At 70.8% G+C, this 13,925-nt stretch carries 14 protein-coding genes; 8 read left to right on the top strand and 6 right to left on the bottom strand.

What is annotated here, in order from left to right; genetic code table 11:
- Window positions 1-4 precede the first annotated feature (4 nt).
- The gene (locus tag OHT21_RS39555; protein ID WP_328773059.1) at window positions 5-910 is read left to right on the top strand and encodes a Gfo/Idh/MocA family protein; all 906 of its coding nucleotides are present in this window, start codon (window positions 5-7) and stop codon (window positions 908-910) included.
- Here OHT21_RS39555 and lnt read toward each other — a convergent pair.
- Complete coding sequence (lnt, locus tag OHT21_RS39560; protein WP_328773060.1) at window positions 834-2,420, bottom strand: apolipoprotein N-acyltransferase; 1,587 nt, start codon at window positions 2,418-2,420, stop codon at window positions 834-836. The two genes, OHT21_RS39555 and lnt, sit on opposite strands and share 77 nt — an antisense overlap.
- A 96-nt stretch (window positions 2,421-2,516) precedes the next feature.
- On the bottom strand, window positions 2,517-3,002 hold the full coding sequence (locus tag OHT21_RS39565; RefSeq protein WP_328773061.1) for a nuclear transport factor 2 family protein: 486 nt from the start codon (window positions 3,000-3,002) through the stop codon (window positions 2,517-2,519).
- A 168-nt stretch (window positions 3,003-3,170) separates the two neighbouring features.
- On the opposite strand from OHT21_RS39565, the gene OHT21_RS39570 reads away from it, so the two are divergent.
- On the top strand, window positions 3,171-3,911 hold the full coding sequence (locus OHT21_RS39570) for an SDR family NAD(P)-dependent oxidoreductase (protein ID WP_328773062.1): 741 nt from the start codon (window positions 3,171-3,173) through the stop codon (window positions 3,909-3,911).
- Window positions 3,912-4,181: 270 nt separating this feature from the next.
- Here OHT21_RS39570 and OHT21_RS39575 read toward each other — a convergent pair whose 3' ends face one another.
- Together OHT21_RS39575 and OHT21_RS39580 are read right to left on the bottom strand one after the other, a co-directional pair.
- The gene (locus OHT21_RS39575) at window positions 4,182-4,367 is read right to left on the bottom strand and encodes a hypothetical protein (RefSeq protein ID WP_328773063.1); all 186 of its coding nucleotides are present in this window, start codon (window positions 4,365-4,367) and stop codon (window positions 4,182-4,184) included.
- A 94-nt stretch (window positions 4,368-4,461) separates the two neighbouring features.
- Window positions 4,462-5,337 (bottom strand): undecaprenyl-diphosphate phosphatase, encoded by an 876-nt coding sequence (locus OHT21_RS39580; RefSeq protein ID WP_328773064.1) that lies wholly within the window; start codon window positions 5,335-5,337, stop codon window positions 4,462-4,464.
- 325 nt (window positions 5,338-5,662) lie between these two features.
- Here OHT21_RS39580 and OHT21_RS39585 point away from each other — a divergent pair, with 325 nt between their 5' ends.
- From OHT21_RS39585 to OHT21_RS39595, 3 genes are read left to right on the top strand one after another with little or no spacing between them, the layout of a single operon-like run.
- Window positions 5,663-6,895, top strand: a complete 1,233-nt coding sequence (locus OHT21_RS39585; RefSeq protein WP_443050539.1) for a Gfo/Idh/MocA family protein — start codon at window positions 5,663-5,665, stop codon at window positions 6,893-6,895.
- The gene (locus OHT21_RS39590) at window positions 6,892-7,830 is read left to right on the top strand and encodes a PmoA family protein (protein WP_328773066.1); all 939 of its coding nucleotides are present in this window, start codon (window positions 6,892-6,894) and stop codon (window positions 7,828-7,830) included. The genes OHT21_RS39585 and OHT21_RS39590 overlap by 4 nt, the downstream gene beginning before the upstream one ends.
- Window positions 7,824-8,546 (top strand): cupin domain-containing protein, encoded by a 723-nt coding sequence (locus OHT21_RS39595; RefSeq protein WP_443050540.1) that lies wholly within the window; start codon window positions 7,824-7,826, stop codon window positions 8,544-8,546. Before OHT21_RS39590 ends, OHT21_RS39595 begins: the two co-directional genes overlap by 7 nt.
- A 38-nt stretch (window positions 8,547-8,584) precedes the next feature.
- Here the strand turns inward: OHT21_RS39595 and OHT21_RS39600 are convergent, their stop codons facing one another.
- Both OHT21_RS39600 and OHT21_RS39605 read right to left on the bottom strand, forming a co-directional pair.
- On the bottom strand, window positions 8,585-9,061 hold the full coding sequence (locus OHT21_RS39600; RefSeq protein ID WP_328773068.1) for a winged helix-turn-helix transcriptional regulator: 477 nt from the start codon (window positions 9,059-9,061) through the stop codon (window positions 8,585-8,587).
- Window positions 9,062-9,104: 43 nt separating this feature from the next.
- Window positions 9,105-9,899 carry a TVP38/TMEM64 family protein gene (locus tag OHT21_RS39605; protein WP_328773069.1) on the bottom strand — a complete coding sequence of 265 codons (795 nt, stop codon included), beginning with the start codon at window positions 9,897-9,899 and terminating at the stop codon, window positions 9,105-9,107.
- A 49-nt stretch (window positions 9,900-9,948) separates the two neighbouring features.
- Here OHT21_RS39605 and OHT21_RS39610 point away from each other — a divergent pair, with 49 nt between their 5' ends.
- The 3 genes from OHT21_RS39610 to OHT21_RS39620 all read left to right on the top strand — a co-directional run bounded on the left by OHT21_RS39610 (window position 9,949) and on the right by OHT21_RS39620 (window position 13,903).
- Entirely contained in the window at window positions 9,949-10,683 is a 735-nt protein-coding gene (locus tag OHT21_RS39610; protein ID WP_328773070.1) for a DNA alkylation repair protein, read from the top strand.
- Between the two features lie 321 nt (window positions 10,684-11,004).
- Window positions 11,005-12,174: an elongation factor Tu gene (gene tuf, locus OHT21_RS39615; protein WP_328773071.1), complete on the top strand. Its 1,170-nt coding sequence runs from the start codon at window positions 11,005-11,007 to the stop codon at window positions 12,172-12,174.
- An 877-nt stretch (window positions 12,175-13,051) separates the two neighbouring features.
- A complete protein-coding gene (locus OHT21_RS39620; RefSeq protein ID WP_328773072.1) occupies window positions 13,052-13,903 on the top strand; it encodes a spermidine synthase in 852 nt (283 codons plus the stop codon).
- The last annotated feature ends 22 nt before the right edge of the window (window positions 13,904-13,925 follow it).

Genomic DNA, 13,925 nt, shown 5'->3' on the forward strand with positions numbered 1-13,925 from the left:
CCTTGTGAAGGTCGGCTGCATCGGACTCGGCGATATCGCGGTGAAGGCGTATCTGCCGGTGCTCACCACTCAGCCGGGCGTCGAAGTGCATCTGCACACGCGGACGCCCGCCACCCTCACCAGGGTCGCCGACAGCCTCCACATCCCGGCCGAGCGCCGCCACACCGACCTCTCGGACCTGCTCGCCCAGGACCTCGACGCGGCGTTCGTGCACGCGCCCACCGTCGCGCATCCCGAGATCGTCGGGCGGCTGCTGGAGGCGGGCGTCGCGACGTTCGTCGACAAGCCGATCGCGTACGAACTGGCCGACAGCGAGCGTCTGGTGCGCCTCGCGGAGGAGCGGGACACCAGCCTGGCCGTCGGCTTCAACCGGCGCTACGCACCCGGTTACGCCCAGTGCGCCGACCACCCGCGCGAGCTGATCCTGATCCAGAAGAACCGTGTCGGCCTGCCGGAGCAGCCCCGCAAGATGATCCTCGACGACTTCATCCATGTCGTGGACACGCTGCGGTTCCTGGTGCCGGGACCGGTCGACGACGTGACCGTACGAGCCCGGGTCGAGGGTGGGCTGCTGCACCATGTGGTGCTGGTGCTCGCGGGGGAGGGGTTCACGGCGCTCGGGGTGATGAACCGGCTGAGCGGCTCGAACGAGGAGGTCCTCGAGGTGTCGGGTCAGGACAGCAAGCGGCAGGTCGTCAACCTTGCCGAGGTCATCGACCACAAGGGCCAGCCGACCGTGCGACGCCGTGGCGACTGGGTGCCGGTGTCCCGGCAGCGCGGCATAGAGCAGGCCGTGCTCGCCTTCCTGGACGCCGTGCGCGCGGGGAAGGTGCTCAGCGCCCGGGACGCGCTGGCGACCCATGAGCTGTGTGAGCGGGTGGTACGTGCGGTTCAGGAGCGGCCAGCCTGATCCGCAGCGACCGTATGCCCTGCGTGGCGCCTAGGGTCACGAGGATGAGCAGCGCCGCGTAGACCGGCCACGCGCCGAAGCGGGCGTACGGGGTGACGCCGTCGGCCAGCGGTATCTCGTACATCTCCCAGGCGCTCTCGCTCGTGCCGAGCCAGTCGCCGACCCGCTCACCGCTCGGGCCGTAGACGGCGGAGGCGCCGGTGAGCGTGGAGTGCACCATCGGGCGGCCCGTCTCGGCGGCCCGCAGCGCCGCCAGCGAGGCGTGCTGCTCCGGCGCCCAGCTCTGCTGGAACGTCGAGGTCGACGACTGGGCCAGCAGCACATCGGCGCCGTTGCGCGTGAGATTGCGGCTCATGTCGGGGAACGCCGACTCGAAGCAGACCATCGGGCCCATCTTCAGCCCGTTGCCGACGCTCATCACCACCTGTTCCGTGCCGCGCCTGCGGTCCTCGCCCGCGGCCTTGCCTACGGAGGTGGCCCAGCCGAGGACGGAACGGAACGGGATGTACTCGCCGAAGGGGACCAGCCGCATCTTGTCGTAGCGGTCGCCGGTCGGACCCTCGGGGCCGACGACCACCGAGCTCTTGTAGATGCCGGGCCGGTCGGAGCGGCGCGCGTCCACGTTCACGATGATGTCGGTGCCCACCTGGCGGGAGAGCGCGGCGATCCGGTTCGCGAGGTCGGGCCGTCGGGTGAGGTCATAGCCGACGCTGCTCTCGCCCCAGACGACGAGATCCACGTCCTGCCCGGCCAGCTGGCGGGTGAGCGCTTCCTCGCGGGCGAACCGCTTCTCGGCGCCCGCGACGCCGTTGATCGGTCCGGGCTGCACCAGGGCGATCCGCACCTGGTCGTCGACGTCGGGGCGTGGCGACCACACCCAGGCCGCCGAGGTGGCGACGGCCGTCGCCACCAGTGCGGCGAGGGCTGGGAGGCGTGAGGCGCGTATCGCGATCAGGACGGCCACCGCGACGTTCACGGCGACGATCAGGAAGCTGAGCAGCCACACCCCGCCGACCGAGGCGAGCCGCAGCGCCGGCTCCACCTCCCACTGGCTCGAGCCGAGCATGCCCCACGGCCCGCCCAAGCCCTCCCAGGAGCGCACGAGTTCCACCATCAGCCAGCCCGAGGGCAGCACGAGCAGCGCGGCGACGACCTTGGCGGGCGAGGGCACACCGGCCAGGAAGCGGCGGACCAGGACGCCCCAAGGGGCCCACATCGCGCCGAGCAGGGCCGCTATGACGAACGTGAAGACATGCAGACTCGGCAGCAGCCAGTGGTGCACGGCCAGCATGAAACCGAACCCGCCCAGCCAGCCGTCGTACGCCGCCCGCCGCGCCGTCGGCGCCGAGCGCACGAGCAGCATCCACGGCACCAGCGCGACATACGCGAACCACCACAGGGACGGCTGCGGGAAGCTCAGCATGGGCAGGGCCCCGGCGAGTGCGGCAGCGCCGCCGCGCCACCGGGGGGAATCCAGACGCCGGCGCCAGTCAGTGGCGGACAGTTGCATGCAGCGCCTCCCTCGGCCCCCCGACGCCCGGTGCGTACTTCTGTTTGCCTACCTCCAGTGTGCGCGACGGGGACGATCTCCGTAAGGGCGGACCCCTCAGGTCGCGGCGGGCTCCTGATGGTTCTGCGGGGCCCGGCGCCACTTCTCGTGGACGACCACGCCGCGCAATCGCCAGCCACTGTCCGTACGCAGCAGCGCGAAGTCGTAGCGGCCGCCGCACACGAAGTCCGGCGCCGTGGACCCGCCGTCGTGACCGGCGAACCGCATCGGGTTCACGAAGTCCGCCCGCACCTGCGCCGTGTCACCGATGTCATGCTCGAGCAGCCCGAACCGCAGGAGCCGGTTGACGATCAGATGCTGCCGCATCGGGAACAGCTCCATGGTCTGGGCCAGCCACCCGGCGACCTCCGCCGCATCCCCCTCGATACCGCCCGCCGACCGGTAGTCCGCCCGCCCGTCCGGGGTGAACAGGCCCCGGTACGCCTGCCAGTCCCCGTCGTCGACCGCCACCGCGTACTCGGTGATCAGTCCGTCGACCGCGAGCCGGTCCATCACCGTCGCCAGTTCCACACGCTGAGTCATCGGCTCAGTGTTGGCCACGGGGCGGGGATCGCCAAGGGGTGTGCGGTGATATTCACCGGCCGTGTGCCGTCCGTACGGTCGAACCGGTACGCGGGGCCCCATGTGCCGACATCCCGGCGGATCTGCGATCGTTGGCGGCGCACATGCATTGATCATGAGGGAGCCCAGATGTCTCGTCCTGTCACGGTCGTCACGGGCGGCAGCCGGGGAATCGGCGCCGCGACCTGCCTGCGACTGGCGGCGGACGGACACGACGTGGTGATCGGGTACGCGAACGACGACGCGGCTGCCGAGCGCACCGCCACGGCCGTACGCGAGGCGGGGGCGCGCTGCGTCACCATACGGGTCGACATCTCCGACGAGGGCGACGTGGAAGGGCTCTTCGATACGGCGGCGGACCGGCTGGGCCCGGTGACGGGCCTGGTCAACAACGCAGGGGTGACCGGCCCGCTCGGCCGCCTCGTCGACACGGACACCGCAGACCTGCGCCGCGTCATGGAGGTCAACCTCCTTGGCACCCTGCTCTGTTCACGCCGAGCCGCCCGCGACATGGTGCCCCGCGGCACCGGCGCCATCGTCAACGTGTCATCGGGCGCGGCCACGCTGGGCAGCCCCGGAGAGTACGTCCACTACGCGGCGACCAAGGCGGCGATCGACACCCTGACCATGGGCCTCTCAAAGGAACTCGGCCCGGACGGAATCCGCGTCAACGGGGTGGCCCCGGGCCTCGTAGAAACCGACATGCACGCGGCAATGGGCGACCCGGACCGCCCAGCCCGCCTCATCCCGACGATCCCCCTCCGCCGGGCAGGCGCCGCAGAGGAGATCGCCGCGGCGATCGCATGGCTCCTGTCGCCGGAGGCGTCGTACGCGACGGGGACGGTGCTGCGGGTGGCGGGCGGCCGCTGATCCTGGTCCGGTGACCAGGGGCCGCGGGCCGCGGTGCCCGCTGGGGTCCGCGCCTTCAAGAGCGGCGCAGCCGCCTCTTGAAGGCGCTCGGGGCTGTGACATAGGCGGCACCGCCGCGGGGCGCGCGGTGTCCGTTGGGGTCCGCGGCCATTAAGAGCGACGCAGCCGCTTCTTAAGGGGCGCGGGACTGCGACATATGCGGCTCCGCCGCGGGGCGCGCTCAGCCACAATGAGCCGGCAGCCGCCAACCAACCTCAGTGCCCCGAGCTACTAGGCCCCCTGCTCAACCAGCGGCGGCAGCCGCACGGCCTCCGCCCACTGCACCACCAGCGCCTCATACTCAGCCCGCTCCTGAGGCGACAAAGTGCCGCCCGACCGTATCCAGAGGTCGCGGATCTGCTCATTCAGCGCGGCAGCGGACCGCACGGAACCAGGGGTCACGGAATCGGGGGACATGCGAACAAGCGTAGGGGCAAGGACTGACAGCCCGCTACCAGACGACTACCCAGAACGTATGTGGTTGGTCACGCCGGCGGCCGCCCGGTGGACGTCAGCCCGCCGACTCCGCCGCGTGTGGGCTCAGCACACCCATGCTGACCAGCACGATGATGACCAGACCAAGGGCCACGCGGTAGTAGACGAAGGGCATGAAGGACTTGGTCGAGATGAACTTCATGAACCACGCGATGACCACGTACCCCACGAAGAAGGCGACGATCGTCGCGAAAATCGTCGGCCCCCAGGACACATGCCCGCCCTCGCTCGCGTCCTTCAGTTCGAAGAGGCCGGAGGCGAGCACCGCCGGGATGGCGAGCAGGAACGAGTAGCGGGCCGCGGCCTCGCGGCTGTAGCTCATGAGCAGGCCACCGCTGATGGTGGCGCCGGAGCGGGAGACGCCGGGGATGAGGGCCATTGCCTGGCACATGCCGTAGACGAGGCCGTCCTTGACGGTCAGCTCCTGGAGGGACTTGCGCTCCTTCGGCACCCGGTGCTTGCCGCCGGCCTCCTCGCGCGCGGCGAGACGGTCCGCGATGCCGAGGACGATGCCCATCACGATCAGTGTGGTCGCGGTGATCCGCAGATCACGGAACGGTCCCTCGATCTGGTCCTTCAGCGTGACGCCCAGCACACCGATCGGAATCGAGCCGATGATCACCAGCCAGCCCATCCGTGCGTCGTGATCCTGTCGCATCGCCTTGTCGACCAGCGAGCGGGACCACGCAGAGATGATCCGTGCGATGTCCTTGCGGAAGTAGATCAGCACCGCGGCCTCCGTGCCGATCTGGGTGATCGCGGTGAAGGCCGCCCCCGGGTCGTCCCAGCTCGCGAATGCCGCGGTGAGCCGCAGATGTGCGCTGGAGGAGATGGGCAGGAACTCGGTCAGCCCCTGGACGAGTCCGAGGATGAGGGATTCAAACCAAGACATGAAGTTACGTGATCCAAGTGCCGAGGGCGGGTGCGGAGCGAATAAGCCGACGTACGCGCCGTGTTGCCGTATGTGGTGATCAGACGCGACCGGGGCAGCGTAGCGTCCCGCGGGGAAAGTGCGGGCGGCCGGGCCCTCCCCTGCGCGCACCGGCGTACGCCCCGCTCGCCCCACCGTGGTGCAAGCCCTGCAACGGTGGACAGGGTGTTGACCCGCCCCGACCTCGGCGCTTACGTTTCCGCGAGGAGTGAAAGCGCTTGCTGAAAATCGGTGGCCAACCGGGGTCGGCGGGCGTCCGCCAGAGCCGAACATCACGTCCGATGGAGTGCTGATCACGCAGATGCGTACCCCCCGCGACGCCACCCCCAGCGAGACGATCCCGCACCAGAGTTCGCGTCAGACCTCGTCCGAGCAGCGCCCCGCGGCCCCGTACGACGGCCGCCGCATCAAGGCCGCGATCGTCGGCACCGGAGCCATCGCCGGCAGCCACCTGCCCGCCCTCGCCGCGCTCGCCGCCGAGGGCGAGGTGGAGGTCGTCGCGGCGGTCGACATCGACGCCGAAGCGGTCAAGCGGTTCTGCGCGGAGGGCGGCATCCCGCACGCGTACACCGATCTCGACCGGATGCTGACCGAACAGCGCCCTGACCTCGTCTCCGTGTGCACCCCGCCGACCCTGCACCGCGCGCAGACCGTCGCCGCGCTGCGGGCCGGCGCCTGGGTGTGGTGCGAGAAGCCTCCGGTGCCGTCGCTCGCCGACTACGACGCGGTCGAGGCCGAGGAAGGGCTCGGCGGCGGACCGTACGCCTCGATCGTCTTCCAGCACCGCTTCGGCTCCGGATCGAGACACGTACGACGCCTGATCGCCGAGCAGGCGATGGGGCGGCCCCTCGTGGCGCATTGCCAGACCACCTGGTACCGCAACGCCGCCTACTACGCCGTGCCCTGGCGCGGAAAGTGGCAGACCGAGGGCGGTGGGCCCGCCATGGGGCACGGCATCCACCAGATGGATCTGCTGCTCGACCTGCTCGGCCCGTGGACCGAGGTACGGGCCATGGCCGGACGCCTGGTGCACGCTGTGCAGACCGAGGACGTCTCGACCGCGCTCGTACGCTTCGAGAGCGGTGCTCTCGCGACCGTGGTCAACAGTGTGCTCAGCCCGGACGAGGTGAGCCGCATCCGCATCGACTGCGAGCGGGCGACGGTCGAACTCACCCACCTCTACGGCCACAGCAACGACAACTGGCGCGTCATCCCGGTGCCGGACGCACCGGCCGAGGACGTGGCCGCCTGGACGAACTTCGGCCCGGACGAGCCCAGTTCACACCTGGCCCAGCTGCGGGAGCTGGTCGCGAGCATGCGTGCGGGCGAGCGGCCGCGCAGCAGTGGCGCCGACGGGCGCACCAGCCTGGAGCTGATCACCGCGCTCTACAAGTCGGCGTTCACGGACACGACCGTACGGGCCGGCGAGATCGGCCCCGGCGACCCCTACTACACCGCCCTGCACGGCGGCGCCCCCGGCTGGGCACCGGCGACGCATGAGAAGGAGGTACCGGCATGACCGCAGAGGACAACGGACTGCGCATCGTCCACGCCCACGGCGACCGCATCACGATCACCGAACCCACCACCGGCGTCGAGCTGTTCAGCTATGTGTACGGCCCCGAGGCGGCCTGGGAGGCCCCGAAGCCGTACGTGCATCCGCTCAGGACCCTGGCGGGCAACGTTGTCACCGACTACCGGCCCAACGACCACCGCTGGCACAAGGGGCTCCAGATGACCGCCTCGCATCTGTCGGGGGCGAACCTGTGGGGCGGCAACTCGTACGTGCACGGGCAGGGCTATCTCGAACTCCCCGAGCGCGTCGGGTCGATGGCGCACGTCAAGTTCGACGAGGTCAGTACCGACAGTGGCCGTACTGTCATCGCCGAGCGGCTCACCTGGCATCCGTACGACGGCACGCTCTGGGCGGACGAGGAGCGCCGTATCGAGGTGCATGACGTCGACCCCGCGTGCGGGTCCTGGGCGTTGACCTGGACGACCGCCGTCACCAACCGGCGCGACGAGCCCCTGCGGTTCGGCAGTCCCACGACGGCCGGGCGGGAGATGGCCGGTTACACGGGCCTCTTCTGGCGCGGTCCTCGCGCCTTCCGGGACGGGCGCATCATCGGGCCCGACAGCGAAGGGCCCGAGATGATGGGGCAGCAGGCGCCCTGGCTCGCGTACTCGGGAGAGCACGACGTTACCGACGGGCACGCGACCCTCGTCTTCGCGCACGCCCCGGAGAACGACCACACCGGCGAGGGCGGCGCCCACCCGGCCCACTGGTTCGTCCGCAACGAGCCCTTCGCGGCCGTCGCTCCCTCCTTCGCCTTCTTCGACGAACTGGAGCTCGCGCCCGGCGACACCCTCACCCGCCGCTACCGCGTCGTCGTCGCAGACGGCGCCTGGGAGCGCGAGGAGATCGCCAAGTACCTGAAGGAGCACCCGTGGTGAGCGCCGCCCCCGGTTTCACCGGACTACCCGGAGCCGTCGCCATCTCGCATCTGTCCGTCTACGACTGGCCCGCCGCGGACGGGGTGTGCGGCGGAACTCCCCATCTGCACCTGACCTGTTCGGAGGCGTACGTCGTCACCGGCGGGCGGGGCGCGGTGCAGACCCTGACGACGTCCGGATACGAGGTGACGCCCCTCGCACCCGGCACGGTCGCCTGGTTCACGCCCGGCACCATCCACCGGCTCGTCAACGAGGACGACCTGCGCATCACCGTCCTCATGCAGAACAACGGCCTGCCGGAGGCGGGGGACGCCGTGCTCACACTGCCCCCGAAGTACCTCACCGACCCGGAGACCTACGCCGCCGCCACCGTCATCCCGGCGGACGCACCCGAGGAGGAGCGGGAGCGCATCGCCCGCGCTCGGCGTGACCTCGCCCTCGAGGGCTACCGGGCGCTGCGCGACGCGGACGGGCCCGAGGCGCTGGCCGCCTTCCACAGGGCCGCCGCCGCGCTCGTACGGCCGCGGCTCGCCGACTGGCGCGAGCGCTGGGAACGCGGCGCACAGGCGGCTGCCGCGGCCACCGGGGATCAGCTCGACCGGCTGGAGAAGGGTGACGTGTCCCACCTCGCCGATGCGGCCGTACGTGCCGAACAGCCGTCCGCGTACGGCAAGTTCGGGATGTGCGGGCGGCTCGACGTGTATCAGGGAACGTAGACGTGTATCAGGGAGCGTAAAGGCACGTAAGCCCGGCTCTATGCCACCGCGGGCCCCGTCACCGTCCACCCCGGGGCCTGCGGGTGGGCCGTCAGGTCGTCGTGCCGGACCTCCTTGCCGCACTCGGAGCAGACGACGACCGGGACCAGTTCGTGGCCGCCGACGGAACCGTTGTCAGTGGTGTGTTCGAGCACCATGGGGCGATCGGCGGCGTTGAGATGGCGGTCGCCCCATGCCATGAGCGTGAGGAGCACGGGCTCCAGCTCCAGGCCGGCCTGTGTGGGCCGGTACTCGAAGCGTGGCGGCCTCTCGCTGTAGGCGACCTTTTCCAGAATCCCGGCGTCGACCAGGCGCTTCAGGCGGGTCGTGAGTACGTCGCGTGGGGCGCCGATGGTGCGGACCAGCTGGTCGAAGCGTGTGGCGCCCAGGGTCACCTCGCGCAGGACGAGCAGGGAGTACTTCTCGCCGACGAGAGCGAGGGTGTCGGCGATCGAACAGGGGCGGGCGTTCGTCATGCGGCCAGCCTAGGGAGTGGGTTGGTTTCTCCAACCCACTGACTCACGACCTTTTTGAGTTGAAATGGTGACGCTTGCGCCAGGCGATGGTCGCTCCAATCAGCGCCGGGAGGGCGATGCAGGCCATGGCGATCAGGAAGGCGGGGGATGTCGGGGTCGAGGCGCGGGCGCCGGCGACGACGTAGGCCGCGGTGTTCGGGATCGAGCCGAGGCCCGTGGCGAGGAGAAAGGGGAAGTAGCCCATACGGGAGAAGGACGCGCAGTAGTTCGCCGCCCAGAACGGCACCCCCGGGAACAGCCGCGCGACCATCATCGAGCGGAAGCCGTGCCTGCTGAGCTGCCCGTCGGCCAGCGTCAGCCAGCGTCCGCGCAGCAGGGGCCGCAGCGCGTCCTGCCCGAGAATCCGGCCGAGCCCGAACGCGATCCCCGCCCCCAGCACCGTGCCGCTCAGCGCCGCCCCGAGCCCCAGCTGCGAGCCGAAGAGGGCGCCCGCCGCGAGATTGAGCAGCGGCCGGGGCACGAAGGCGACCGTGCACAGCCCGTACGCCACCGCGAACACCACGGCCGCCGCGGCACCGTTCAGCTGTGGCGGCCAGCCGTCCGCCAGCAGCCTCTGCGGCTGGAAGAGCAGCACGGTCGCGGCCGCGGCCATGAGCAGCGTCACCAGCAGGGACAGCCGGGACCACGGCGAGAGCAGTGCTCTCGTGTAGCGCGCGGCAAGACCCGTGGGTGTGGCTGCGAGCGCGGGGGCGGCGAACTCGGCGGAGCCGAGCTCCGTGGCGGCGGCCGGGGGAGCGGCCGTCGCGGTGCCCCCAGAGCGGGTGGTGGCATCGAGCATCCGGCGACACTAACTGACCGACATGTGTGATCGCCGTATGGTTCGTCTCATGGGCGTCACAGCTACCGGAACGTCAGACGGCCGTTTGGAGCCGCCCCGCAGTGCCGTCGCGGACACTCTCCTGGAGCGGCTCACCGTCACCTACGCGGCGGCGGCCGATCCGGAGCGGGCCGAGTCGATGCGCGCGTACATGAAGGACATCGCGCCCTTCCTCGGCCTGACCACGCCGGATCGCCGGGCGCTCTCCCGGACCGTGCTGGCAGGCACGCCCCGCCCCGACGAGGCGGACTGCACGGCGGTGGCGCTCCGCTGCTGGCGTCTGCCGCAACGCGAGTACCACTACTTCGCAGTCGACTATCTGCGCCGCCATGTGACACGACTCTCGTCCGGCTTCCTGCCGGTGGCCCGCCACCTCGTCTCCACCGTCCCCTGGTGGGACACCGTCGACCTGCTCGCCTGCCACGTGGTGGGAGGCCTGGTCGCCGCCGACCCGAAGCTACGGGCCGACATGGACGCGTGGATCGAGGACGGCGACCTGTGGATCGCCCGCACGGCCCTCCTCCACCAGCTCCGCTACAAGGACGCCACCGACACCGAACGCCTCTTCGCGTACTGCGTCCGCCAGTCCGGGCACCGCGACTTCTTCATCCGCAAGGCGATCGGCTGGTGCCTGCGCGAGTACGCCAAGACCGACCCGGAGGCGGTACGGGCCTTCGTCGCCCGCGAGAACGACCGGCTCTCCCCGCTCTCGGTCCGCGAGGCACTCAAGAACATCGGCCCCTGACGGACCAGCAGAAGCACCGGTGAGCCCCCGGCTCACGTCCGCCTCCGGGCCGCCGAAAATCATTCGACGTGGACTGATACGTCAGCAATGATCTCCCCATGTTCCGGCACGCCTTCCTCCTCGCAGCATCCGCGCTCGCGGATGCCCCGAAGGCTGCCGTCGTGACCACAGTGGCCGCCGTCGACGGCGCCCGAAGCTGACCCTCTCCGGATCGTCCGGCGGACCCCGCAGGGGGAGGGTCGGCAAGTTCCTTGGGGTCCCCGTCCCGCATCGCCGGGACCATCACTCGGTTCCACCACTGAGAGGCTTCGAGGTATCGCCATGTCCAAAACGGCTTACGTCCGCACGAAACCGCATCTGAACATCGGCACGATGGGCCATGTCGACCACGGCAAGACCACCCTGACCGCCGCCATCACCAAGGTCCTCGCCGAGCGCGGCTCCGGCACCTTCATCCCGTTCGACCGGATCGACCGGGCGCCGGAGGAGGCCGCGCGCGGCATCACCATCAACATCGCGCACGTCGAGTACGAGACCGACACCCGGCACTACGCGCACGTCGACATGCCCGGTCACGCCGACTACGTCAAGAACATGGTCACCGGGGCCGCGCAGCTCGACGGCGCGATCCTCGTCGTCTCCGCGCTCGACGGGATCATGCCGCAGACCGCCGAGCATGTGCTGCTCGCCCGGCAGGTGGGCGTCGACCACATCGTCGTCGCCCTCAACAAGGCCGACGCCGGAGACGAGGAGCTCACCGACCTCGTCGAGCTGGAGGTCCGCGAGCTGCTCTCCGCGCACGGGTACGGGGGGGACTCCGTACCGGTTGTACGGGTCTCCGGGCTCAAGGCCCTTGAAGGGGACCCGCGTTGGACGGCGGCGATCGACGCTCTGCTGGATGCCGTGGACACGTATGTGCCGATGCCCGAGCGGTATCTCGACGCGCCGTTTCTGCTGCCCGTCGAGAACGTGCTCACCATCACCGGGCGGGGCACCGTGGTGACCGGTGCGGTTGAGCGGGGCACGATTCGGGTGGGTGACCGGGTCGAAGTGCTCGGTGCCTCCGTCGACACCGTCGTCACCGGTCTGGAGACCTTTGGTAAGCCGATGGAGGAGGCGCAGGCCGGGGACAACGTGGCGTTGCTGTTGCGCGGTGTTCCGCGGGACGCGGTGCGGCGTGGGCATATCGTCGCGGCGCCGGGCAGCGTCGTGCCCAGTCGGCGCTTCTCGGCGCAGGTGTACGTCCTGTCGACGCGGGAGGGTGGGCGTACGACGCCGGTGTCCACGGGGTATCGGCCGCAGTTCTACATCCGTACCGCGGATGTGGTCGGTGACGTCGATCTCGGTGAGCGGGCTGTTGCTCGGCCCGGTGAGACCGTATCGATGACGGTCTCTTTGGGCCGCGACGTTCCGCTTGAGCCGGGGCTCGGCTTTGCGATTCGCGAGGGCGGGCGGACGGTTGGTGCGGGCACGGTGACGTCGGTCGGCTGACCGGGGGGCTGGGGGAGGTTTTTCTTTCCCCAGCCCCGCCCCTTCCCGAAACTGGGGGCTGCGCCCCCAGGCCCCTGCCTCCGGCGGGGTGGGTGGGCGCCTACGGCGGGTGGGGGGCCCGGGGTGGGTGGGGTGCTCCCCCGCGGGTGGGTGCCTACCGGGGTGGGGTGTCGGGGTGTGTCGCGGCTGCGGGTGCGTCGTGGCTTGTCGCGCAGTTCCCCGCGCCCCTAAAAACCTGCGACTGCCCGCACCCAGAAGAGCAAGCGAACCCAAAAGCCCCGCCCCGGAAGGCGCCTGCGCCCGGAAGGCGCCTGCGCCCCGAGCAAGCCTGTGCCCGGAAGGCGCCTGCGCCCCGAGCAAGCCTGTGCCCGGAAGGCGCCCGCGCCCGGAAGGCGGCTGCGCCCCGAGCAAGCCTGTGCCCGGAAGGCGGCTGCGCCCCGAGCAAGCCCGTGCCCGGAAGGCGCCCGCGCCCGGAAGGCGGCTGCGCCCCGAGCAAGCCTGTGCCCGGAAGGCGGCTGCGCCCCGAGCAAGCCCGTGCTCGGAAGGCGCCCGCGCCCCGAGCAAGGCCGCGCCCCGGAAGGGGGCCGCGTCCTGAACCCGCCCGCGCGGAAAAGCCCGGACCCCCTGCTACCCGCGGCTTCCCGCCGGCGGGAGGGGACGTGGGCCGGTGCGTTGTATGCCCGTCGCGTAGGTTCTGTCTGGGCATACCTGCGCCCTGTGTGAGCAAGGGGTCGTATGCCCTGTTGGCGACGGGCTGACGCACCGGACCGCGGCCCCGCACCCACCGACCACCCAGGGGCGCGGGGAACTGCGCGACCAGCCACGACGAACCGTCAGCCGAAACCGAACCCAACCGCCCAACCGCCGGAGGCACCCCGTGGATGAACGGATACCCGTTACCCGCCCCGTACACCACGGAACCGCCAAGCTGCTCCCCGACGTCGACCGGAAGCGCGCCTGGCTGCTGACGGTGGACGGCGCTCCGCAGTCGTACGTCGATCTCGACGCGCCGACGCACCTGGAGTTCGAGTACGCCCGACGGCTCGGGCATGTCCTGGACACCCTCGCCCCGCCGGGGCGCCCCCTCGACGTACTGCACCTCGGCGGCGGCGCGCTCACCCTGCCCCGGTATGTCGCCGCGACCCGGCCGGGCTCCCGCCAGGACGTCGTCGAGGCCGACCGGGGACTGCTCGACCTCGTCAAGGAGCACCTCCCCTTCCCCGACGACGCCGGCATCAGACTGCACGCCGCAGACGCACGCGCCTGGCTGGAAAGCGAAAGCGCGGCCTCCGACTCCGTCGACGTACTGATCGCCGACGTCTTCGGCGGCTCACGCGTCCCCGCGCACCTGACCTCGGTGGCGTACGCCCGCGAGGCCGAGCGAGTCCTGCGCGCCGACGGGGTCTACCTGGCGAACCTCGCCGACACCGCGCCCTTCGCCTTCCTGCGCTCCCAACTCGCCACGTTCTCCACGGTGTTCGAGGAGCTGGCGCTGATCGCCGAGCCGGGCGTGCTGCGCGGTCGCCGGTTCGGCAACGCGATCCTCGTCGCCGCCCATCGGCCCGTCGACACGCCGACCCTCGCCCGCCGTACAGCCTCCGACGCCTTCCCGGCCCGTATCGAACACGGAGCCGCGCTGCGCGACTTCATGGGGGACGCCGAGCCCGTACGGGACGAGAATGCCGTCCCGTCACCCGAGCCGCCCGACGGCGCGTTCAGCATCGGCTGACGCGGCCTACGCAGCGGGTCCC

It is taken from the genome of Streptomyces sp. NBC_00286 (genome assembly GCF_036173125.1).
Lineage (GTDB): Bacteria > Actinomycetota > Actinomycetes > Streptomycetales > Streptomycetaceae > Streptomyces.